This window comes from Halomonas sp. AOP43-D1-4 (assembly GCF_052446175.1).
Taxonomy (GTDB): domain Bacteria; phylum Pseudomonadota; class Gammaproteobacteria; order Pseudomonadales; family Halomonadaceae; genus Vreelandella; species Vreelandella citrativorans.
In genome coordinates, this window is record NZ_JBQSVY010000022.1 from 1 (window position 1) to 23,177 (window position 23,177).

General features: G+C 54.8%; 19 protein-coding genes. 1 reads left to right on the plus strand and 18 read right to left on the minus strand.

Annotation, left to right across the window (positions count from 1 at the left end; genetic code table 11):
• Positions 1-141: 141 nt before the first annotated feature.
• From rsd to yrfG, 9 genes are all read right to left on the minus strand, one after another.
• Positions 142-612, minus strand: coding sequence for a sigma D regulator (gene rsd / locus ACT3RQ_RS16750; RefSeq protein WP_193057372.1), 471 nt, complete (start codon positions 610-612; stop codon positions 142-144).
• Positions 613-743: 131 nt separating this feature from the next.
• On the minus strand, positions 744-1,244 hold the full coding sequence (locus tag ACT3RQ_RS16755) for a disulfide bond formation protein B (RefSeq protein WP_444680918.1): 501 nt from the start codon (positions 1,242-1,244) through the stop codon (positions 744-746).
• The gene (gene gshA / locus ACT3RQ_RS16760) at positions 1,241-2,881 is read right to left on the minus strand and encodes a glutamate--cysteine ligase (RefSeq protein ID WP_444680919.1); all 1,641 of its coding nucleotides are present in this window, start codon (positions 2,879-2,881) and stop codon (positions 1,241-1,243) included. Before gshA ends, ACT3RQ_RS16755 begins: the two co-directional genes overlap by 4 nt.
• Positions 2,882-3,074: 193 nt before the next feature.
• Entirely contained in the window at positions 3,075-5,417 is a 2,343-nt protein-coding gene (locus ACT3RQ_RS16765; protein WP_444680920.1) for a Tex family protein, read from the minus strand.
• Between the two features lie 171 nt (positions 5,418-5,588).
• Complete coding sequence (gene glsA / locus ACT3RQ_RS16770) at positions 5,589-6,542, minus strand: glutaminase A (protein WP_444680921.1); 954 nt, start codon at positions 6,540-6,542, stop codon at positions 5,589-5,591.
• Positions 6,543-7,162: 620 nt separating this feature from the next.
• Positions 7,163-8,719 (minus strand): phosphoenolpyruvate carboxykinase, encoded by a 1,557-nt coding sequence (locus ACT3RQ_RS16775; RefSeq protein WP_444638636.1) that lies wholly within the window; start codon positions 8,717-8,719, stop codon positions 7,163-7,165.
• Positions 8,720-9,033: 314 nt separating this feature from the next.
• Positions 9,034-9,909, minus strand: coding sequence for an Hsp33 family molecular chaperone HslO (gene hslO / locus ACT3RQ_RS16780; RefSeq protein ID WP_193055052.1), 876 nt, complete (start codon positions 9,907-9,909; stop codon positions 9,034-9,036).
• Positions 9,910-10,002: 93 nt separating this feature from the next.
• The gene (hslR, locus tag ACT3RQ_RS16785) at positions 10,003-10,392 is read right to left on the minus strand and encodes a ribosome-associated heat shock protein Hsp15 (protein WP_192527981.1); all 390 of its coding nucleotides are present in this window, start codon (positions 10,390-10,392) and stop codon (positions 10,003-10,005) included.
• 14 nt (positions 10,393-10,406) lie between these two features.
• Complete coding sequence (gene yrfG, locus ACT3RQ_RS16790; protein ID WP_172116167.1) at positions 10,407-11,069, minus strand: GMP/IMP nucleotidase; 663 nt, start codon at positions 11,067-11,069, stop codon at positions 10,407-10,409.
• 71 nt (positions 11,070-11,140) lie between these two features.
• Here yrfG and nudE point away from each other — a divergent pair, with 71 nt between their 5' ends.
• On the plus strand, positions 11,141-11,740 hold the full coding sequence (nudE, locus tag ACT3RQ_RS16795; RefSeq protein ID WP_444680922.1) for an ADP compounds hydrolase NudE: 600 nt from the start codon (positions 11,141-11,143) through the stop codon (positions 11,738-11,740).
• Positions 11,741-12,262: 522 nt separating this feature from the next.
• On the opposite strand, the gene ACT3RQ_RS16800 is transcribed toward nudE, so the two are convergent.
• The 9 genes from ACT3RQ_RS16800 to ribBA form a co-directional block, all read right to left on the minus strand.
• A complete protein-coding gene (locus ACT3RQ_RS16800) occupies positions 12,263-13,318 on the minus strand; it encodes an oxidoreductase (protein ID WP_444680923.1) in 1,056 nt (351 codons plus the stop codon).
• 18 nt (positions 13,319-13,336) lie between these two features.
• Positions 13,337-15,181 carry a dihydroxy-acid dehydratase gene (gene ilvD / locus ACT3RQ_RS16805; RefSeq protein ID WP_444680924.1) on the minus strand — a complete coding sequence of 615 codons (1,845 nt, stop codon included), beginning with the start codon at positions 15,179-15,181 and terminating at the stop codon, positions 13,337-13,339.
• Between the two features lie 260 nt (positions 15,182-15,441).
• Complete coding sequence (gene lon / locus ACT3RQ_RS16810) at positions 15,442-17,907, minus strand: endopeptidase La (protein WP_444680925.1); 2,466 nt, start codon at positions 17,905-17,907, stop codon at positions 15,442-15,444.
• A 93-nt stretch (positions 17,908-18,000) separates the two neighbouring features.
• On the minus strand, positions 18,001-19,257 hold the full coding sequence (locus ACT3RQ_RS16815) for a DUF945 family protein (RefSeq protein ID WP_444680926.1): 1,257 nt from the start codon (positions 19,255-19,257) through the stop codon (positions 18,001-18,003).
• Between the two features lie 66 nt (positions 19,258-19,323).
• Positions 19,324-19,797 carry a phosphatidylglycerophosphatase A family protein gene (locus ACT3RQ_RS16820; RefSeq protein ID WP_193057415.1) on the minus strand — a complete coding sequence of 158 codons (474 nt, stop codon included), beginning with the start codon at positions 19,795-19,797 and terminating at the stop codon, positions 19,324-19,326.
• Entirely contained in the window at positions 19,794-20,771 is a 978-nt protein-coding gene (gene thiL, locus ACT3RQ_RS16825; protein ID WP_444680927.1) for a thiamine-phosphate kinase, read from the minus strand. Before thiL ends, ACT3RQ_RS16820 begins: the two co-directional genes overlap by 4 nt.
• A 35-nt stretch (positions 20,772-20,806) precedes the next feature.
• Entirely contained in the window at positions 20,807-21,310 is a 504-nt protein-coding gene (gene nusB, locus ACT3RQ_RS16830; protein WP_444638627.1) for a transcription antitermination factor NusB, read from the minus strand.
• Positions 21,307-21,795 (minus strand): 6,7-dimethyl-8-ribityllumazine synthase, encoded by a 489-nt coding sequence (gene ribH, locus ACT3RQ_RS16835; RefSeq protein ID WP_193055044.1) that lies wholly within the window; start codon positions 21,793-21,795, stop codon positions 21,307-21,309. Before ribH ends, nusB begins: the two co-directional genes overlap by 4 nt.
• Positions 21,796-21,799: 4 nt before the next feature.
• Positions 21,800-22,966, minus strand: coding sequence for a bifunctional 3,4-dihydroxy-2-butanone-4-phosphate synthase/GTP cyclohydrolase II (ribBA, locus tag ACT3RQ_RS16840; RefSeq protein ID WP_444680928.1), 1,167 nt, complete (start codon positions 22,964-22,966; stop codon positions 21,800-21,802).
• Positions 22,967-23,177: the final 211 nt, after the last annotated feature.

Here is a 23,177-nt window from a genome sequence, read left to right on the forward strand (position 1 = left end):
CTAGGAAGCCTCAACCAAGCAGCAAGTATCGCCTAATTAAACCAGGGCGCTTGGGAAGATTAGCCGGAATAAAATGCGACAAAAGCACCTTCAAGGGTGCTTTTATCTGGCGCACAACAACAAGCAATGAAGAGGAAAGGCTTAGCTGGGGGTATTGGCGGCGTGCAAGCGGGCAATGAGCTGATCTTCTAGCGCAAAACGCTCAGTGAGACCTTTTGCCAAGCGGTCAATCCAGGCGGGTAGGCGCACCAAATGCTGCTGGCAACGCACAGGTGACTCGTAATCCTGGTCGAACTCAAGCACCATTTGCGTAGACATCTCAAGGCGCTCCAGCAGCCGTGATGCGATGTGCAGCGCACTCTCATCATCAAAGGCTTTCGCTTCTTCCGCAAGTTGGGGATAAATCTCAAAATGCCCCGCGCTAATATAATCCATGAGCATTTGGCTAAAGGTATCAATGCGCTCTTTGCTAACGGCTTCTAGTTCAGTGTCGCAGGCTTCCTTTAGCTCGATAAAGCTCGCCAAAAGCGCGCGGCGCTGCTCCAGCCAGCGGTCGATCAAGCCATGAACGCCTCCCCAGCGCTCTTGGGCATTTTTGCAATCTTCGAGCATGGGTTTCTCCTTGCTAATAGCCACCTACAACAGAGTAAGGCTCGCGTTTCCACCTTTCTCTGTCAATTCTGTTAGGGGCCGTTTCCTTGATGCTAACGGCCAGCCAAAACGCTGGCCGCACAAACAGCCATCTATCGCTTGATAGCTAGCCACAATATCCGCAGAGGTACAAGCGCCAGGATAACAAAGCCGAGGAATGTCCAGGCAGGCAGAGAAGCCCCCATAAAGGTAACGTCAATCTCGGCGCACTCGCCAGAGCCCGTCAACACCATGGCAACGACATCCTGCATGGGTAGGATATCCATCATGTAGCCAAGACCAGGGCCACAGGACGGTACCTCGTCGGCCGGGAGGGTTTGCAGCCACACATGGCGACCGGCAATAAACGCGCCGGTGGCTACCGCTATCAACCCCAACACACCGTAAATGCCTTTCCCCACACGGCCGTTTGGGTTATGGATAGCCGCAACCGCAAAGATCATGCCTGCAGCAATGACCGCTACGCGCTGAAAAATGCACAGCGGGCAGGGTTCAAGACCCATAATATGCTCAAGGCCAAGCGCGACGGCCATCATCAAGACACAAAATGCCAAGCCTGCAAGGGCCACGGGGCGAAGTGCTGTGGGCTTCATTGCCTCTCCTCAAGTAGTAACGCAGACAACGCGCGCGATTCACGCGCTTTGGTAAAGTACGTATCGAGGAAGTCAGCAAAACTCTCCTGGTCTGCCGCTTCTATATCTTTCTGCTGCTGATGCGAGGTCTCAATCAACTGGTCAAGCAAGGCTTCGCGTGAGCGTAGCATGGGTGTATTTTTAAGCTTTTCGCTCTGCTCCTTGGCCAGCCCAAGCAGCGTATCACTTAACGAACCATTGCCCTCTTTCATAAGCGCCAACAACTGAGCCGAGGGCGTCAGAGAAGGATCTCGCAAACGCGGGGCCAGCTCATTGAGTGCTGCCGCGTGAGGCGCATCGTCTTCCACAGCATCCAGCAGGCGGGCGACTTCGTGCAATTCTGCAAAAATCTGCTCGCCCCACTCACTAACCGAGGTGGTCTGGCCATTACGAATCAGCGTTAACTTTGGGTCACGGCCGCGCTCCACCACCCAACGACGGTTGTCGTCCAGGCGGTCGCACTCATCATCAGAAATCCACGGGCTATCGCTGAGTAAACACCACATCAGGAAGGTGTCGACAAAGCGCATCTGCGTCTCGGTGACACCCAGCGGGTCAAAGGGATTCAGATCCAAACAGCGCACTTCAATATACTCAACACCGCGCGCTTCAAGCGCTTGGCTAGGCGTTTCGTTATGCTTGGCGACGCGCTTGGGACGAATATCGCTGTAGTACTCGTTCTCTATCTGGAGAATATTGGCATTCAACTGCTGCCAGTTACCCTCTACATTAACGCCGAGTTTTTCGTAATCCGGCCACGGCGTTGAGATCGCATGGCGCAACGTGTTCACATAGTTGGATAGCGAGTTAAAGCAGATTTTAAGCTGAGCCTGGACCTTGTTTTGATAGCCTAGATCCGACATACGCAGCGTTGTAGCGAACGGTGCATAAAACGTATCGTCGTTGAGTAGCTTCAACTTTTCAGGCACGTTGCCGTTAGGCAAAAAGCTTTTATCTACCGCAGGCGAAGCGCCAAACAGATAAAGCAGCAGCCAGCTATGACGTCGAAAATTACGGATAAGGCCAAAATAGCGCGTCGAACGATAGTCGTTAAACGGGATATTATTCGCACCTTCCAGCTCGCGCAGCGCGTGCCACATATCATCAGGTAACGAGACGTTGTAGTGTACGCCAGCAATTGCCTGCATGATCCGCCCATAACGTACGTCCAGCCCTTTACGGTAGACGTGCTTCATGGTGCCGACGTTGGAAGAGCCGTAATCCGCAATGGGCACGCTGGCATTACCTGAAAGCCGTGACGGCATACTCCCCGGCCAGACCCACTCCTGGTCAAGGTGCTGATAGGTAAAGGTGTGCAGATCCGATAAAAAGGCCAAGGCTTCACGCGGCTGCGAATACACCGGGGTAATGTATTCAATCAACGCTTCTGAATAATCAGTGGTGATATGCGGGTGCGTTAGCTTGGAACCCAAAGCTCTTGGGTGCGGGGTTTGCGCAATATGGCCGTTTGCATCAACCCGCAGTCCTTCTTTTTCCAACCCGCGGCGTAAGCGTCCCATGCGGCCCAAGCGCGCGCTGGGCAACAGTCGCTCAACCTGGGAGGTCAGCGAAGATGGCACAGTGAGTGGTTCAGGCAAGGTGAACACTCCTTGTCAGTAAGGCTCGTTTTGGGCGAGCCCTGGTGAAATCAGGTGGCATCGCCAGCATATCCATCAATCATAAAAGGCAGGATATGGCGGCAGCCCTTATATTTTCAAGCCACGTATTTTCAAGACACGTATCTTCAAGACACGCAAGCCTTCAAGTTACGTTAGCACTCAACGTATGCGACTACTTGCCCTGCTTGGCTTTCAGCAATGCCGCCCCCAGCGCCCCCATTGGCGCCGAAGTTTCCGTGCTCTTACTGGCAGGTCGTTGGCTACGTGGTGGCTTTTGCGACCCTTTATTAACGGCTGATGACGCGCGCTCTTGCTCGCGTTCCGGCTCATCATTCAGGCGCATGGAAAGCCCCACCCGCTTACGTGCAATATCCACGCTCATCACTTTCACCGACACAATATCACCCGCTTTAACTACGCTACGTGGGTCGTCAATAAAGCGATCAGACAGTGCAGAGATATGTACCAGACCATCCTGATGGACGCCAATATCTACAAACGCACCAAAGGGCGTTACGTTCGTCACGGTACCCTCCAGCACCATGCCTAACTTCAAATCCTTGAGCGTTTCCACGCCCTCGCGGAATTCTGCGGCTTTGAATTCAGGCCGTGGGTCACGACCCGGCTTATCAAGCTCGCTCAGAATGTCGCTGACCGTGGGCACACCAAAGCGCTCATCGGCAAAATCAGCGGGCTTTAACGCTTTCAGCGCAGCGCTATCGCCAATCAAGCCTTTAACATCACGGCCACTCTGTTTAGCGATGCGCTCAACCAGAGTATAGGCCTCCGGGTGAACGGCACTTGCATCCAACGGGTTATCCGCATTGCTGATACGCAAAAAGCCTGCGCACTGCTCAAAGGTTTTGGGCCCTAGGCGGCTAACGTCCAGCAGTGCTTTACGGCTTTTAAACGCACCAAGGCTGTTACGCTGGGCCACGATATTCTCAGCTATCGCAGCACTTAGGCCTGCCACTCGTGAGAGCAACGCGCTTGACGCCGTATTAAGGTCAACTCCCACGGCGTTAACACAATCTTCAATGACAGCCTCCAGGCTACGCGATAGCTGTACCTGAGAAACGTCATGCTGATACTGGCCTACGCCAATCGACTTGGGCTCAATTTTAACCAGCTCAGCTAGCGGGTCTTGCAAGCGGCGAGCAATCGACACCGCGCCGCGTATTGTTACATCAAGATCCGGCAGTTCACGAGAAGCGTATTCCGAAGCGGAGTAAACAGACGCCCCGGCTTCCGACACCATCACTTTACTGACCCGATACTCGGGCGCCAGTGCTTTCAGTAGCTCCCCTGCCAGCTTGTCGGTTTCACGGCTGGCGGTGCCGTTCCCAACAGCAACCAGTTGAACGCCATGCTGCTTAACGAGCTTAGCCAGCACGTTGAGCGACTCATCCCAGCGGTTTTGTGGCGCATGCGGGTAAATAGTCGCCTGGTCGATAAACTGCCCGGTTGCGTCAATGACCGCCACTTTGCAACCAGTACGCAAACCTGGATCAAGCGCCAGGGTGATTTTTTGCCCAGCGGGTGCGGCCAGCAGCAGGTCTTTCAGGTTAGCGGCAAATACTTCGATGGCAGTTTGCTCAGCCTGCTCGCGCAAACGCCCCAGCAGCTCGGTTTCCAGCGCTGTGTAGAGTTTCACTCGCCATGTCCAACGGACCACCTCGCCCAACCATTTATCAGCAGCGCGGCCCCCATCGCTAATGCCGACGTGTTTGGCAATGGCCACCTGGGCGGGATGAATAGGCGCATCATCTTCACCAGGCAAGCGAATAGCGAGGCTCAGCACGCCTTCATTGCGGCCACGGAACATGGCAAGCGCACGGTGTGAAGGCACTTTGGCAAGCTTTTCATCGTGCTCGAAGTAATCCGCAAACTTAGCGCCTTCTTGCTGCTTGCCCTCCAGCACACGGGCACTCAGCTCACCCTCTTGCCAGAGGCGCTCGCGCAACCGACCGATTAGCTCGGGGTCTTCGGCAAAGCGCTCCATCAGGATTTGTTTAGCGCCGTCCAGCGCCGCTTTGGCATCTTCAACGGCGGGAATATCACCCTCTGCCGGGCGCAGGTAGCCGGCCGCTTCCGCTTCAGGGTCAAGCGCGGGGTTCGCCAACAGCGCATCCGCTAACGGCTCAAGCCCCGCTTCACGCGCGATTTGTGCCTTTGTGCGGCGTTTTTTCTTAAAGGGTAAATAGAGATCTTCAAGGCGTTGCTTGGTTTCTGCCGCGTCTATGCTCGCCTTGAGCGATGCATCCAACTTGCCCTGCTCATCAATGGCTTCCAGGACAACGGCACGGCGCTCTTCAAGCTCGCGCAGATAGCGCAACCGCTCATCCAACTGACGCAGTTGGGTATCATCTAATGCCCCGGTAATTTCTTTACGGTAACGGGCAATAAACGGCACGGTGGCACCGCCATCCAACAGCTCTACCGTAGCCGCTACTTGCTGGGTACGCACGCCTAGCTCGTCGGCTAAGCGGGAAATAATTCGCTGATTGACATCCATAAATTGCAACTAACTCATGCAGCATTTTTTAGTGCTGACAAGGTATCACAATCAGCCTACTACCGTTTTATCTGCACAAGACTCCCTTTATAGCAATAGGGATAAAAGACCGTTCAGGGCGTGGCCGCCCCCTTTATTGCCATGAACAGTAACCTTCTTTCTTCAAGGCATTTACTGGCAAGGAGCCTTGAAGAGATTGAGACCCAGCGATGCCGCAGCAGCCTTGACAGCGGCCTGACCACGAATGCTATTGCCAGCCTCATCCAAGCGAGGAGAAAAAGCGGCTATCGCGAGCTGCCCCGGCATGACAGCGAGAATACCCCCACCAACACCACTCTTCGCGGGCAAGCCTACCTCATAAGCCCAGTCTCCAGAAGCCGTGTACAGCCCCTCCATCATCATTTCAGCCAATATATAATGGACATAACGCGCATCCATGACCTGTCGCTTGGTTAACGGATTAATACCACCTGCAACAAGCGTTGCCCCCATCGTGGCAAGATCCTTGCAATTAATCAGGGTAGAGCATTGCCGTGTATAGACATCGACAGTGCGTACCGGGTCGCTATAACACGCACCAGCGCTTTCAAGCAGCCATGCGATAGCCCGATTATGGGCGTTGGTAGACTGCTCGGATGCATTAATCTCGGCACTCATGGCAAGATCTCGTCCCGCAAATTCACGCTGGCACTGGAGAATAGCTTCAAAGCATTCGTCTGCACTCTCCCCGGGCACAAGGCTTACCGTCGCGATAGCGCCGGCATTGACAAGCGGAGAGAGCGGTTTGTCGTTATTTAACTCCAGTGCGATGATGGAATTGAAGGGCAGTCCCGTTGGGCTATCTCCAATTTTATCGCGAACAGCGTCAGGGCCAATATGCTCCATGACCATCGCCAACGTAAATACTTTTGAGATCGACTCAATTGCAAACGCGTAGTCGCAATCCCCTTCGGTATAGACTTGGCCATCTGCCGTTATGATGGCAAGTGAAAACAGCTCAGGATCAACAGAGGCTAGATAGGGGATATAATCAGCGTTCTTACCTCCATGCGCTGCTCGCCCCGCCTCCATGCCTGCCTTTAACGCGCTTTCGATATCCGCTTTCATTCCAGTAGATAGCCCCATTCGCCTGCCTCTTCAATGGCATATTTCATTCAGCTCTGGACAGTTATCATGGAAGCCATTTACCGGTTCCGCTTCCATACTGAAGCATGATCATCATGCCAGAACGGTTGGGCGCAATTAGCTACCGTTGATAGCGTGGCTGCGCCTGATACTACTGCGTTAAACATCAGCTCGAAATACTCATTTATTCTCTGCAAGTCCCGTTTATTCCTTGCTTCTAAGCATTTTTTAATCAGTAGTCTTTGAAAAACTACGTTTAAAAAAATCCACTGAAGGATTTTTACAGGTCTCGCTAATACGTTATATCGAACTGATAGAGCACTGTCGTTTAAAAACCCATAGAGGCAATTACCGCCGTACGCTGTCTCCCTGTGCGGTATTTCTCTTTACGTTATTACCTCTAGAGACCATCAACGGCATACTTAACCTTAATCATGATTAACCTTATGTCAACAATACACACTAATGAGTACCCAGTGCACAGCGATACCGATAACACAATTGCAGTATTCAAGCATTGTTCAGCAAAGGCTTGCCCTTTACCCGCCGTTCATCAACGCAGAAAGCCGCCTAAAAATGAGGCGGCTTTCTGGAAGGCGTGCTTTGTACCCTACTCAATATCAACCCAACTGCGGGCCTGCTTTGAGAATCGCTTCGCTCACCCCTTCAAACTTCTTGAAGTTATCCACAAATTTAGTCGCCAGCTCTTGCAAGTGCTGATCGTAGGCAGCGCGGTCTTGCCAGGTATCGCGCGGGTCAAGCAGGCTGGAATCAACGCCTGGCACGGCGACCGGCACGTCAAGGTTCAAGCCTTCGATATGGCGGGTTTCTACATCGCGCAACACGCCTGACTGAATCGCACTGATAATCGCGCGCGTCGTCGGGATAGAGAAGCGTGAACCGCCTTCCCCAAACGCGCCGCCCGTCCAGCCGGTATTGACCAGGTAAACCTGAGCGTCTTTCTTATCAACACGTTTGATCAGAAGATCCGCGTACTCACGCGCCGGGCGTGGGAAGAACGGTGCACCAAAGCAGGTAGAGAACGTAGCGGCCAAGCCTTCTGAAGAGCCCATTTCGGTAGAGCCAACCTTAGCGGTGTAACCGGAAAGGAAGTGGTAAGCCGCAGCCTCTTTTGACAGTACGGACACCGGCGGCAGCACACCCGACATGTCACAGGTCAAAAAGACGATAGCATTGGGCTCGCCCGCCAGGTTTTCCGGCACGCGCTTTTCAATATGCTCAAGCGGATACGCGGCACGCGAGTTCTGCGTCAGGCTGTCGTCGGCGTAGTCAGGCTCGAGGCGGTCATTGAGTACCACGTTTTCAAGCACCGTGCCGAACTTAATCGCGTTCCAGATAACCGGCTCGTTTTTCTCGGAAAGGTCGATACATTTGGCGTAGCAACCACCTTCCATGTTGAAGACGATACCGTCGCCCCAAGCGTGCTCGTCATCACCGATCAGGTAACGTGCCGGATCAGCGGAAAGCGTGGTTTTACCCGTACCAGAAAGACCGAAGAACAGGCAGGTTTCACCATCTTCACCCACGTTGGCCGAGCAGTGCATCGGCAACACGTCAGACGCTGGCAGCAGGAAGTTCTGTACCGAGAACATGGCTTTTTTCATTTCGCCTGCGTAGCGCATACCGGCGATCAGCACTTTTTTCTCGGCAAAATTGATAATTACGCAGCCGTCAGAGTTGGTGCCATCACGGCTCGGCTCGCACTCAAAATTTGCCGCGTTGAGAATGACCCACTCATCTTTACCCGCCGGGTTGTAAGCACTCGGACGTACAAACATGGTGCGGCCAAAAAGATTCTGCCAAGCGGTTTCAGTGGTCGCACGAACCGGCAGATAGTGGGTGGAATCACTCCCCACGTGCAGCTCAGATACAAAATACTCACGACGGCTTAGATACTCTTCAACCCGCGCCCACAGAGCGTCGAATTTAGCGGCATCAAACGGGCGGTTGACGCTGCCCCAATCAATACTGTCACGCGTTGACGGTTCATCGACAATGAAGCGGTCAGCTGGCGAACGCCCCGTGCGTACGCCAGTATTGATGGCCAGAGCGCCATCTGCCGACAGGCGGCCTTCACCACGGGCCACGGCGCGCTCGATTAATTCGGCGCTGCTAAGATTCACGTGGGCTTGGGGAGCGGCTTGAGTCGTGGTCATTTTGATTCCTGGGCCTTGCGGCCATTCTCTCGTTACCGGGCGCTGTTAACGCCACCAAAAAAAGGTCGTCCCAACAACATTACATTGCGCTGGGTGTGCTGAAGTCAGGCGCATTATTGCAAAAAGAAAGCCCCCGGGAAACGGGGGCTTTGAGCAAACATTTTGTAGTTAAACTACTACAAATACACAATATTTCTTATTGCAGCGCAGTAAGCTTTTAACTATTTTCAGGGTGGAATCGCTACAACCGTTGTAGCTACTGCCCTTTTGCGAGCACACCCCGTTAATCAGCGCCTTGATAAACGACTACATAATCAGTGAATAACCGGCGATGGTGCATCCGGGTTCTCCAATAATGTCTCAACATCAGCCGCAGTGTAGTGATATTTCGTGTGACAGAAGTGGCATTGCGTATCAATAGCGCCTTTTTCACGCACAATATCGCGCAGTTCAGCAGCGCCTAACGTGATCAATCCTCCCGCCATTCGCTCCCGCGAACAGGTACAGCCAAAACGCAGGGCTTTAGGATCAAAGACCCGAACCGTCTCTTCATGATAAAGGCGATAAAGCACTTCGCGCTGCTCTAACCCCAAAAGCTCCTCAGGCTTGATCGTATCGGCCAACGCGACGCTGCGCTCCCACGCATCGACATCCTGATTTTGCGAAGCATCAGGCAAACGCTGCAGCAGCAAGCCACCGGCACGCTCGCCGTCTGCCGCTAACCACAAGCGAGTAGGCAACTGTTCGGATTTGCCAAAATAGGCTTCCAGACAGCCACTGAGCGTTTCGTGATCCAGCGCGACAATGCCCTGGTAGCGCTTGCCTTCACGCGGGTCGAGCGTAATGACAATTTGACCTTCTCCGACCAATTCACGAAAGTCTGCTCGCTCGCTGGGCAAGTGGCTGTCTTGTGCCACACGCGCAATCGCACGTAGCTCGCCGCCGGGGTTGGACTCCGCCATTAGCAGCGACAGCACGCCCTGGCCACGCACTTCAATACTCAAGGTGCCGTCCAACTTAATGGTATCGGTTAGTAGCGCGACAGCGGCCAGCAGTTCACCCAACAGTTCATTGACGGCGGGCGGATACGCGTGGCGCGTGAGCACTTCGTGGTAGGCAGTGGCTAGCGTTACGATTTCGCCACGTACGTTGGTTTGGTCAAACATAAACCGCTGAATTTGATCAGACATAACAAGGTCCTGCAGTAAAAGGGTACTTAAAGTGGGCGCTTGGCGGGCTAACCTGCCTTAACGGTGAAGGCAGCCCCTGGCAGGAAACGTCGGCTACTCGCCGGGCTGACGCTGAAAGCGCTGTATATCGCGGCGCTGCTTTTTATCAGGCCGTTTGAGGGGGTGCTGCATGGCTTGATTAGTAAGCCTGCGGGCTTCGGTCTCACGGGCACGGCGCTCGGCACTTTCGGTGGTCTCTGCATAGAGTTTTCGGGCTTCAGGCGCACCGCGACGCTGGTCAGAAAGCTCAATTACTTCGACCTCGTAAATATCCCAACCCTGAGGCACGCGGATAAGCGCCCCCAGTTCGACATTTTTACTGGTTTTGACACGCGCACCGTCATAATGCACCTTGCCACCTTCAATGGCTTTTTTAGCGAGTGCGCGGGTTTTAAAAAACCGCGCAGCCCATAACCACTTGTCCAAGCGAACGGTGTCGCTCATTAACGCTCTCCTTGCTACCCAGGTACGTTTTCTGGCAGCAGTTGGGCAAATCGATCCAGAGCAATAAACTCCTGCAGCTCTTTTTCTGGGCGCTGGCTGTCTGGCTGTTTAATACCCAGCAAATGCCGGATGCCAAATTCGCGGGCGCTTTCCAGCACGCGGGAGTTATCGTCTATAAACAGGGTACGGGCCGGGTCAAAGGGTTCGATGTCTTGCAGTGCAAACCAAAATGCCTGCTCCTCTTTCGCTGCCCCTACATCTTCAGAGGAGATGATGGCATCCAGGTAGTTTTCCAACCCTGTTAACGGCAATTTAAGCGATAGGCTGGCTCTATCAGCGTTGGTAGCCAATATCACTCGGGGATGGGCCTGCTTTAGCCACGCTAAGAAGTCGAGTGCATCGCTACGTAGGCCAATTAAATGCTGCACTTCCCGTTTGAGCGCAACGACGTCGACATTCAGCTCTCGGCTCCAGTACGCCAGGCTGTACCAGTTTAGCGTGCCCTGCTCGCCCATAATGCGCTGCTGGAGTGCATTTTGAGATGCTTCATCAAGCTGATGAAGCTCTCTATAACGGCGCGGGAGATGCTCCAACCAGAAGTGGCTGTCAAAGTGTAGGTCCAGCAGCGTACCGTCCATATCCAACAGCACGGTATCAATTTCGCGCCAATCAATCATTGCCGCTCCAGTCTAAAAGAGTAAGCGTGCTATTGTAGCCTAACCCTTATTTAGCAGCCATGGAGGCCCTTATGTCAGCATCTGATTCTCCCACCGGCTACCTGCGCAAGCCGCAGATACTGGCCCGTGAGAGCGTAGCCAAAAGCCGCTTGTTTCATATTGAGTCACTGGATTTACGCTTCTCGAACGGCGAGGAGCGCCAGTTTGAGCGTTTAACCGGCGCCGACCGTGGTGCGGTAATGATTGTGGCCATGCCTGACCCTGACCATGTGTTGCTGATACGCGAGTATGCGGCAGGTTTTGAAGACTACGTATTAACGCTTCCCAAAGGATTGGTGGACCCGGGCGAGGATGTTATTACCGCGGCTAACCGTGAATTGATGGAAGAGTGCGGCTTTGGCGCTCACTGCATCGAGCCTTTAGTTGAGCTTTCACTGGCCCCCAACTATATGCGCCATCGCATGCAGGTATTAATCGCGACCGACCTGTATGCCAAACGGCTGCCGGGCGATGAGCCAGAGCCGCTTATTGTCGAGACCCACCCCATCGAAGAGCTGCCTACCCTTCTGCTACGCGACGATTTTCATGAAGCCCGTGCCATAGCAGCCCTGTATATCGCCCGCGATAAATTACGTGACGAGAAGCGCCAGGACGCTGCTGATTTGTTGTGAGGTAATGTCGGCCCCGCTTTTCGAATCCAGCAAAAACCGTAGCGCGTGGTAACGTTTTGCGAGGAACGAGTAAATAAGGCACCCGCGAGTGACGGCGCAAGCCGCCTTGGCTATGCCTCCGTGTTTATGTCTATGCTATTGCGCTGCGCCACCCAACCCCGGCAGCGCTGCGCGCTGCTCTCGCGGGTGCGCTGGCGCTTACCACGCGCTACGAATTTGCGCTATTTTCGAATCCAGCAAGAATCGTAGCGCGTGGTAACGTTTTGCGAGGAACGAACAAATAAGGCACCCGCGAGTGGCGGCGCCAAGCCGCCTTGGCGTTGTCGCCGTGCCTGTATCCATGCTTTGTAACGCACCGCCTGGCAACGCTTCGCGTTGCTCCCGCGGGTGCGCTGCGCTTACCACGCGCTACGAATTTGCGCTATTTTCGGACCTAGCGAGAATTGTAGCGCGTGGTAACGTTTTGCGAGGAACGAGCAAATAAGGCACCCGCGTGAAGCGGGTGCTGACTTTCATGTTGGGTTAAAAGTGGGGTTTAAGCGCTATCCAGCGGCGTTGGCGGTAGCTATCCTGCCCCGCTTCCAAAAGCGTCATCGAGCGTAGCGCGGCTTCGATATCTACCGGTAGCGCAGCACGGCCTTGGAGAGCCTCGACGATTCCCTGGTAATAGGCCAGGTAGTTACCCGGCTGAGTAGGATGCTCATGGCTTGTCAGTGATGCCTTTTCACCCTGCCCTTCGCGCAGCGTCAACGTGCCTGGGATATCTTCTCCCCAATTAACGATAGGCACTTCTCCTGCCTTCAAACGCTCTTCTTGAGGGTCCAGACCGTATTTTACATAGCTGCCTTGCGTGCCATGTATCCGAAAACGTGGTGTCGCTTCGGCCACTAGTGCACTGGCACTTAACTGAACACGCCGGTCATCGTAGGCCAGCAGCGCGAAAAAATCGTCATCGGCTTGCGCGCCCTCGCGGCGCGTACCCAGCTCCAGCAAAATGGCGTTGGGCATCCCGAACAATTCACATGCCTGATCCAGCAGATGTGGCCCCAGGTCAAACCAGAGACCGCCACCCGCCGTGGCTTTCTCACGCCAGCGGTCGCGTACTTCTGGTTTGAACCTATCAAAGCGCGACTCGAAACCGGTCACACGTCCTAGCGTGCCTGCCTCAAGCAAAGCCTTAACCGTTAAAAAATCGCTATCCCAACGGCGATTATGAAACACCGAGATCAGACACTCTTTCACCACGGCCAGCGATTTTAACTGCTTGGCTTCTGACAGCGTCACGGTAAACGGTTTATCCACCACCACGTGCTTGCCCGCAGAAAGTGCCATTTTGGCAAGCTGAAAGTGGGTATCGTTGGGGGTAGGAATCACAATAAGGTCAATATCGTAACGCTGGCATAATGCCCGCGCCTCGTTCTCGACCTCTACATCAGGCAAATCCGCCTGCACCTTAGCGGCGTCGCTTGAGGACACCGCGACCAAATCCAGGCCTTCCGTGGCCTGAATGAGCGGTACATGAAACGTTTTACTCGCGAACCCATAACCTACCAGGCCCACATTGATCGTTGCTTTCATAATGCTCCTTGCGAACGTTTAATCGAGCTTGGAAAGATCGCGCACCGCTCCTTTGTCAGCGGACGTCGCTAACAGTGCATAGGCCTTTAGCGCAGGCGTCACTTTGCGGGGGCGCTGCTCGACCGGTTTCCAGGCCTCTTTTCCTTTAGCATCCATCGCTTCGCGACGAGCGGTAAGCTCAGCATCGGAAAGCTTGACGTTAATCGTGCGGTTGGGGATATCAATGATGATGGTATCGCCCTGTTCCACCAGGCCGATTGCGCCCCCCGCTGCCGCTTCAGGCGATACGTGACCAATGGACAAACCCGAGGTCCCCCCCGAGAAGCGACCATCGGTCAGTAGCGCGCAGGCTTTGCCCAGCCCTTTGGATTTAAGGTATGAGGTTGGATACAGCATTTCCTGCATGCCGGGACCGCCTTTAGGGCCTTCGTAGCGGATTACCACGACATCACCCTCTTTTACCTTGCCATCCAGTACGTTGGCGACCGCTTGGTCCTGCGACTCCACGACGTGAGCCGTGCCTTCAAACAGTAGAATCGAATCATCAACACCGGCGGTTTTGACCACACAGCCGTCCAGCGCGATGTTGCCATAAAGCACGGCCAAGCCGCCCTGGGTTGAGAATGCGTGCTCCAGGTTACGGATACAGCCAGTCGCTCGGTCGCCGTCCAGGCTCGGCCAGCGCGTGCTTTGCGAGAAGGCCATCTGGGTGGGCACGCCACCAGGGCCTGCTTTAAAGAACTCAACCACTTCCGGGCTGGGTGAGCGCATGATGTCCCACTCGTCCAGCGCGATTTTGAGACTATCACCGTAAACCGTGGGCACCGAGGTATCCAGCACGCCCGCGCGATCAAGCTCACCCAAAATCGCCATGATGCCACCCGCCCGGTGCACATCTTCAATGTGGTACTTTTGGGTGTTGGGCGCCACTTTACACAGTTGAGGCACTTCGCGGGAAAGCTGATCGATATCCGACATGGTGAAGTCGACTTCCGCTTCTTGAGCGGCCGCCAGCAGGTGCAAAATGGTATTGGTGGAACCGCCCATGGCGATATCCAGGGTCATCGCGTTACGAAAAGCGGCTTTCGAGCCAATCGCGCGAGGCAGCAGGTGCGCCTCATCACCTTCGTAGTAACGCTTGGCCAGCTCAACAATCTTGTAGCCGGCATTTTCAAACAGGCGACGACGGTCCGAGTGCGTTGCTAGCACAGTACCGTTACCCGGCAGCGCCAGGCCGAGCGCTTCGGTCAAGCAGTTCATTGAGTTGGCGGTAAACATGCCTGAGCAGCTGCCGCAAGTGGGGCAAGCGCTACGCTCAACTTCGGCCAGCGTTTCATCATCCACGCTGTCGTCAGCTGCCATTACCATGGCGTCTACCAAATCCAGGCCATGATTTAACAGCTTGGTTTTGCCGGCTTCCATGGGCCCGCCTGAGACAAAGACGACCGGAATATTCAGGCGCATGGCAGCCATCAACATGCCAGGGGTGATCTTGTCGCAGTTGGAGATACATACCAACGCATCGGCACAGTGCGCGTTACACATGTACTCAACGCTGTCGGCGATAATGTCGCGGCTGGGCAGCGAGTACAGCATGCCGTCGTGGCCCATCGCAATGCCGTCATCGACGGCAATAGTGTTGAATTCCTTGGCTACGCCACCGGCTTTCTCAATTTCACGCGCAACCAGTTGGCCCATATCTTTCAGGTGGACGTGACCGGGGACAAATTGGGTAAACGAGTTGGCGACCGCGATAATAGGTTTGTGAAAATCGTCATCTTTCATACCCGTGGCACGCCATAAAGCGCGGGCGCCAGCCATATTGCGGCCAGCAGTGGTCGTACGGGAGCGATACTCAGGCATAGTGTCCTCTACATCTTTTTTTTGGCCCGCTGCCAACTCGGCGGTGGGCAGGTGAATCCAGCGCCCATGATTGTGGCATGAGCGCTGCCCACAGCGCCAGATGTAGTGTCCGACGAGATTAATCCGCTGACGCGTTTCTAAAATGCCACCCTGGAGGGTGGCATCAGGCTGCTGTGCGGCGTTTAATAAGTCCTTATTGATACATAAGAAAATATGTTTTAAATCATCACTCCTCGCTCAGCCCTTCCCTGGCTTCTGTTTCAATTCTTAAAGACAACATTAGCCACGTCTTTATAGCGGTTAGCGAAGTGTACCGTCATACCTTTCTTAAGATAATCAGGGAGCTCTTCGTAATCGCGGCGGTTGGCCTCGGGCAGTATCACCTCAAAAATGTCGCTACGCCGGGCAGCAATCACTTTCTCACGAATGCCGCCAACAGGAAGCACCTGACCGGTCAGGGTGAGCTCTCCCGTCATTGCCAGTGGCCGCGTAATGGGCTGATGCTTGGCGAGCGAGAGTAGTGCTGTGGTCATAGTGACACCCGCCGAAGGGCCATCCTTGGGTGTTGCGCCCTCGGGCACATGCAGGTGAACAAACGCTGAATCAAAGAAGTCAGTATCGGCGCCATACTCCTGCAGGTGGCCCAGGGTGTAGCTGTAGGCAATGTTGGCAGACTCTTTCATGACATCGCCAAGCTTACCGGTCAGCTTGAACCCCCGGTCCAGCGCGTGAACTTTACCCGCTTCAATAGGCAAGGTTGCCCCACCCATGGATGTCCAGGCAAGCCCTGTCACCACGCCTTCGCCTTTGAGGGCTTTTTCCTTACGGAAAAGAGGCGCTCCCAAAAACTCCTCCAGGTTGTTGACCGAAATCTTGACGGTTTCGATCTCCTCTTCCAGGAGCTTAACCGCCGCTTTACGTACAATACGGTGAAGCTGCTTTTCGAGTTGCCGAACCCCCGCCTCACGAGCGTAGCCTTCAATAACCTGCTTTAACGCCGCCTCGGTTAAGTTGATGCGCTTTTTAGGCATATTATTGCGCTTAAGAAGCTTCGGCCACAGGTGGTGCTTGGCAATCGCCTGCTTCTCTTCCGCGATATAACCTGAAAGGCGAATTTGCTCCATGCGGTCCAAAAGCGGGCCGGGGATCGAGTCCAGCGTGTTGGCCGTGCAGATAAACAGCACCTTGGAAAGGTCCATCCGGACATCCAGATAGTGGTCCAGGAAGTCGACATTCTGCTCAGGGTCTAACACCTCAAGCAGCGCGGAGGCCGGGTCCCCCTGGAACGACTGCCCCAGCTTGTCGATTTCATCCAGCATAATCACCGGATTCTCGACTTCGACTTCTTTAAATGCCTGCACCAGCTTACCGGGCATGGCGCCCACGTAGGTACGGCGATGGCCTTTAATCTCGGCTTCATCGCGCATTCCGCCGACAGAAAAACGATAAAACTCGCGGCCCAGCGCCTCTGCAATAGAGCGGCCAATAGACGTCTTACCAACCCCTGGCGGGCCTACCAGCAGTACGATGGAACCGCCTACATCGCCTTTAAATGTGCCTTCCGCGAGGAACTCGACAATACGTTCTTTCACGTCCTGCAAACCATCGTGATCGCGGTTTAACACTTCACGCGCATGGCTTAGGTCAAGCTTATCCTGGCTGGTGACCCCCCAGGGCAATGACGTTAGCCAATCCAGGTAGTTGCGGGTCGTACCGTACTCGGGTGACCCGGTTTCCAGCACGCTTAGCTTATTCAGCTCATCATCGATACGGCTCTGGACACGCTCAGGAACAACCAGCGACTCCAAACGGCCTTTAAAGGTATCAACGTCGTTTTCGCGGTCATCCTTGGAAATACCCAGCTCACGCTGAATGACCTTTAACTGCTCGCGCAGGAAGAATTCACGCTGCCGATCCTGCATTTGCGCATTAACCTGCTCACTGATCTCGCTTTGCAGTTGTGCGACTTCAATTTCCTTACGCAGCAGTGGCAGCACCTTGTGCATCCGCTCTTCTACCGGCAACGTATCCAGCACATCCTGAAGCTCAGGACCCTTGGCTGACGTAATGGCGGCGGCAAAATCGGTAAGGGGGCCTGGCTGATGAGGACTAAAGCGGTTCAGATAGTGCTTTAACTCTTCGCCATACAGCGGATTAATCGGCAGCAGCTCTTTGATGCCGTTAATAATCGCCATGGCATACGCACGCGTCTCCTCGTTTTCCGCATCAACGGGCTCTTTGGGATAGGTAACTTCAACGAGATACGGCGGCTCTTTAGACAACCAGCGTTTGATTTGAAAACGCTGCACGCCTTGGGCAATAAACTGAATCTGCTGATCTTCGCCCTTTAGTTTATGCACTTTAACGGCGGTGCCAATCTCGGGAAAATCGTCGTGACCCAACGACTCCACACCGCCCTCGCCCACAAAGGCAACGCCCAATGTTTTATGAGGCGTATTGCCTACGCGACGCATGGTCTCTTCCCAGCGTTCACGATTAATGACCAGTGGCTGAACCTGGGCGGGGAAAAAAGGGCGGTTATGAATGGGCAGTAAATAAATGCGTTCAGGCAGCATATCACTGGCAGGAACCAACGAGTTTGTCCGCTCGCCATCGGAGCGATGATGCTCTTCTTCACCTATATGGTCAGTCTCAGCAGATGACGGGACATCTTCTCCCAGCCAGCCGAGATTGTCGTCATCGCGGTCGTACTCCTGGTCGCTCATATACCCTCCGGTAAACAGTGACTAGCGGATATACCGCTTAGCATTGCTTATGGAATGCGGGCAACAGGCTTAAACTTCAACCCTTGGCGCCGTCTATTGCGACCAGAGGTCCGGCATGGGACGACCGTTAACACGCCACTTCCCGCGTATAACGTCAAACTGCAGCTCACGGGTTCCTAACGGCAAGCCCAGCCATAAGGCGACTACTGTCGGTGCATCATGCCAAATAAAATCGCCGTCAAGGCGTTCAAGCCAACGGGCACGCTCTTCCTGCTTATCAAGCAAAGTGACATTGAGCTGATCCAGCTTTCGAGCATCGAAGAAGAGCGCGCCATCAGCGTCAACGCGAATCCCCAACAGCGGGCTATCCACGTCTACGGTGAGAACATCCAATCGCGGAGAGTCACTCAATATTTGCAGCAGGTCAGGTTCAAGCCGGGATAGCAGCCCTTCGGCCATCGGCAAGCTGGCATCTCCCCAAGCAGCTTCCTGGCGCAGCCGACGGATAGCCTGGCGTATCGCATCAGCGTTAAGGCGTGATAGCTCCATGACAATATGCCCATTAAGCAGCGCCGTATCGGGTGCCTCCGTAGGCACCATAACGTCGCCCATAATGAGTTCGCCAGTGAGACGCAACTCACTTTCATCCAGCACCATGTAGCTGTGTATATCCAGCGGTGCCAGTTTTACGTCATAGGCTGGGTAGTGAAGTGACAAGGCGTCAACATGCAGATGGTCGCGCTGAGCGAAGTGGTGGGCATCTTCAATATAGGTGTAACGGCTTTCAAGCAGCAACGGTCCCAGGGTTAACTGTGCCGCGCCATCGGTTAGCGCCAACTGGTCCATACGAACGCGTAATCGCCAATCGCCAAACACGCCCTCCAACCGCAACCGCCCTCCACGGACCTCAAGTTCCCGCCCGCTTTGCTGAATAATAAACGGCGCCAGCGCCAGCTGCAGCTCACTATGCCCGCTAAGCGTGTGGTAACGGCCTTTCCAACGTGGTGCGGAGGTGGCAGTCACCTCCCCTACCGCCTGCTGTAACGCCGTATCCAACCGGGGCAGAAAAGTACCTTCAACGTCCGTGCTTAAAATACCGTGACGTGCCCGGTAAGTAAGCTCCAATTGCCAGGGGCGTCCCAGCAGTGGGGAAAGCAGCAGGCGACCCTGAGAACTTAACCACCCCTGGCTGCGCTCGACGCGAGACACGCGCCACTCGCCCCGTGCCTCCAGGTCTTCCAGCGCTTGGCGGAGGCTGCGCTCAAACAGCACGCTGGATAGCAGTTGCCCCACCATCCAAACAATGGCTAATGCGGCCAGAATAGGGACAATTAAGCGTTCCTTGCGCATGCCATCTCCTTGAGCAACCGCACGAATAGGAAGTGAGTGTTGCCCAGTGTCACCTGCGGTTGCGTTTTAGTGCAACCAATACCATAAGTGCATGGTGCTCCAGGCATAGATCCCGGCCATGACATCATCAATCATGATACCAAAGCCACCAGCCACTCGTCGGTCAGCCCAGCGGATAGGCCAAGGCTTAAACACATCAAAAATACGAAAAACAATAAACCCCCACAGCGCCGCCTCCCAGGAGAAGGGAACGGCAGCCATGGTGATCCAGTAGCCGACAAACTCATCCCACACAATGCCGGAATGATCATGCACCCCTAAATCGTGCGATGTTTTATCACAGAGCCAAACGCCAATCACAAAGGCCACGAACACGATGCCCAAATACCAGCCCAAGGGCAGGTCCGCCATAATCCAGTAGAAAGGAATTGCGGCCAACGTGCCAAAGGTGCCTGGTGCCCAAGGCACCGTTCCACTGCCTAAACCAAACGCAAAAAAATGTGTCGGGCGACGCCACACACTTGGTGGTGCACGGTTCATGGCGCCCCCTCATTAAAATGCTGCCAGCCAGTCCCCAGGTTCGGTGCAATCCCTTTTACACCCAACGTGTCGTTGCATTGGCCAATCACGGTTAAGGGTAGCCCCAGCTTGCCAAGCGCGCGCTGCGCGCTGGCAACGTTCTCAGCCGGCAGAGTAACCAATAGTTCATAGTCGTCCCCCCCCGAGAGCGCAGCGTTGCAGGCAGCGTCACGGCCAAGACTACTTTCCAGCGCCTCCGCCAGCGGCAGCGATGTCATATCGAGCGTCGCCCCAACACCTGACGCCTTGCGTAGATGACCAAGGTCCGCCAGCAGCCCGTCAGAAATATCAATAGCGGCGGAGGCTAGCCCTCGAAGCGCTACACCTGCGGCCAAGCGCGGTTCAGGCAGGAGATAACGACGCAGCAAGGGGTGTTGAAGATCACGCTCGCCACGTTGCCAAAGAGCTAACCCACCCGCCCCGCCGCCCAAGGCGCCAGTCACGGCGATCATATCGCCAGGCGTTGCCCCGGCGCGGGTCAAGGCATGCCCCGTCGGCGCCTCGCCCATCACGGTAACGCCAATCGTAAGCGCACCTGAGGTAACATCGCCACCGGCCAAGGTGGTGGCTTGGCGCTGACAAAGCGTATGAAACCCCTTGGCGAACGCTTCAAGCCAGGCATGAATCGCGTGATCATTGGCAAACGTACGCTGATCAAGCGTGAGCGCCATAAAGCACCAGCGAGGGTCTGCCCCCATGGCCGCCAAATCGCTTAATGCGACGGCGAGCGAGCGATGCCCCACCGCAAAGGCGGGCGCATCCTGCGGGAAGTGAACATCAACGACAGAGCTATCAACGCTCACCGCTAGTTGATGACCCGCTTTAGGCACTAACAGGGCGGCGTCGTCGCCACCACCCAGTGCGACACCATCTGCCGGGAGTGGCGCTTGCGACGGCATCAGATAACGGCGAATCAAATCAAATTCAGCAAGCACAAAGGCCCCTTAACACAGTACCAGACGGCGCGCCGTTACAGGCGGCGGGCGCTGACTTCGGCACTTCGCAAGCGGTTAGCCAGCTTGTCGAGAATACCGTTTACGTATTTATGGCCGTCGGTTGCGCCAAAGGATTTAGCCAGTTCAACGCCTTCATTAATCACCACGCGATACGGTACTTCCATACGGCGAGAAAGCTCGTAGGCACCCAAGCGTAGAATCGCCAGTTCGACGGCATCCAGATCTTCCAGACGGCGGTCCAGCAACGGTGATATTTCGCGATCCAGCTCGATCTTATAGCGTGCCGTGTTGTGCAAAAGCTCATGAAAGAGTGCCTTGTCGGCAATCTCCATTACCTTAACCCAGTTTTCATGATCTTCCAGGTCGTCATCGGCAAGCTGGCTGCGGAACTCGGCTTCAACGGCGGTGATTGATTTACCCGTCATCTGCCACTGGTAAAGCCCCTGGACGGCTAGCTCACGGGCAGCATGACGGCTCTGCTGGGCAGCAGAGGCCTTACGCTCACGGCGCTCGCTCATTGTGACTCTCCTGCCGGTAACGCGCGCAGCAGTGAGACCATCTCCATCGCCGCCATTGCAGCTTCCGTTCCTTTATTACCCGCTTTGGTGCCCGCACGCTCAATGGCCTGTTCGATGGACTCAACGGTTAAAACGCCATTGGCAACCGGTGTATCAAACTCCAGCTGTAAATGGTTGATAGCCGTATTACAGCCGCCCGCCACGTACTCAAAGTGCGGCGTACCGCCACGAATAACCGCGCCCAGCGCAATCACTGCATCAGGTTTCATGACCTTCAGAACACGCTTCACAGCGAGCGGCAATTCCCAGGCGCCCGGCACGTGAACAAGGTGAATGTTTTCGGCGTCTACGCCATGACGTGTCAAACTATCAATCGCGCCTTCCACAAGGCTATCAACCACATGATGATTGAACCGGCCAACCACAATAACGTAACGACCATCGACGTCGACAAACGTGCCTTCTACTTGAGAGAGGGATTGCATCAATTTATTCCTGCTGAGAAATTGGCTCACACGCGATGTCATCAGGCCCCACAAGCTCGACCACTTCAAGGTCGAAGCCCGAGAGCGCTGAAAACTTCCACGGTGAGCTTAGTAGCCGCATCTTACCTACCCCTAGATGGCGTAGAATCTGCGAGCCAGTACCAATCGTTAAATAGTTGCCTGTGCCATCAGATTCACTGGTGCGCGGAGCGCGCACACGATCCAAAAACACATCCAACTGGTCTTTCAAATCCTGATGTGGGCGGCCATCATCAATAAGCACCAGTACGCCGGCGGAAGAACCCGCGACCTCTTCCAGGGCGCGATGGGCGTTCCAGCGCCCCTGATCATCTTTCGCCAAACCAAGCACGTCACGCAGCGTATCGGCTAAATGAACGCGTACGGTCGTGGTCTGCTCGGGCGTGGGCTGCCCTTTCACCAGCGCCAAATGATGTGCGCCCTGAATACGATCACGGAAAACATGCAGCGCCAGCTCGCCCTGGGACGTCATGACCGTTGATGTTTCAACATGGTCAACGGTTTGCTCATGAACAATACGGTAATGAATCAAGTCGGCAATGGTACCGATTTTGATACCATGCTGTAGGGCAAACGCCTCAAGCTCTGGGCGGCGCGCCATACTGCCATCATCGTTCATCACTTCACAAATGACACCGCTGGGGTCACAGCCCGCCAGCGCCGCCAGATCACAGGCCGCCTCGGTATGGCCTGCACGACGCAGCACACCGCCGGGCTCAGCCATTAACGGAAAAATGTGCCCCGGCTGAACAAGGTCGGTCGGTTTGGCATAAGGCGCACAGGCCGCTTGAGCCGTCCGCGCCCGGTCTGCCGCAGAAATACCCGTGGTCACGCCTTGGGTTGCTTCAATAGAGAGCGTGAACTTGGTACCAAACCCTGAGCCATTGTCGCGCACCATCAACGGCAGGTTAAGCTGCTCGCACCGTTCGCGCGTCATCGGCATACAAATCAGGCCACGGGCAAACCGCGCCATAAAGTTGATATGCTCGGCCTGCACTTTTTCGGCCGCCATGATGATATCGCCTTCATTTTCGCGACCCTCATCATCCATAAGGATGACCATCTTGCCTTGGCGGATATCGTCTACCAGTTCAGCAATAGAGGCTAAGCCCCCCGAGGAAGAGTTCACCATGGAAGCTCCTAAATATGAGTTCGCAGCGTATGCGATGCCGCGCAACACTGGGGCTGCGCACTACGTAACCACGTACCGCCAACATTGATAGCAATAAGCGGGCAACCATCAAAAGCCGATAGCAGCACTGAATTACAACACAACTAATTGCAATACGGATAATTGCGACACGATCAATTGCGACACGATTAATTGCGACAGAGTACCTTGC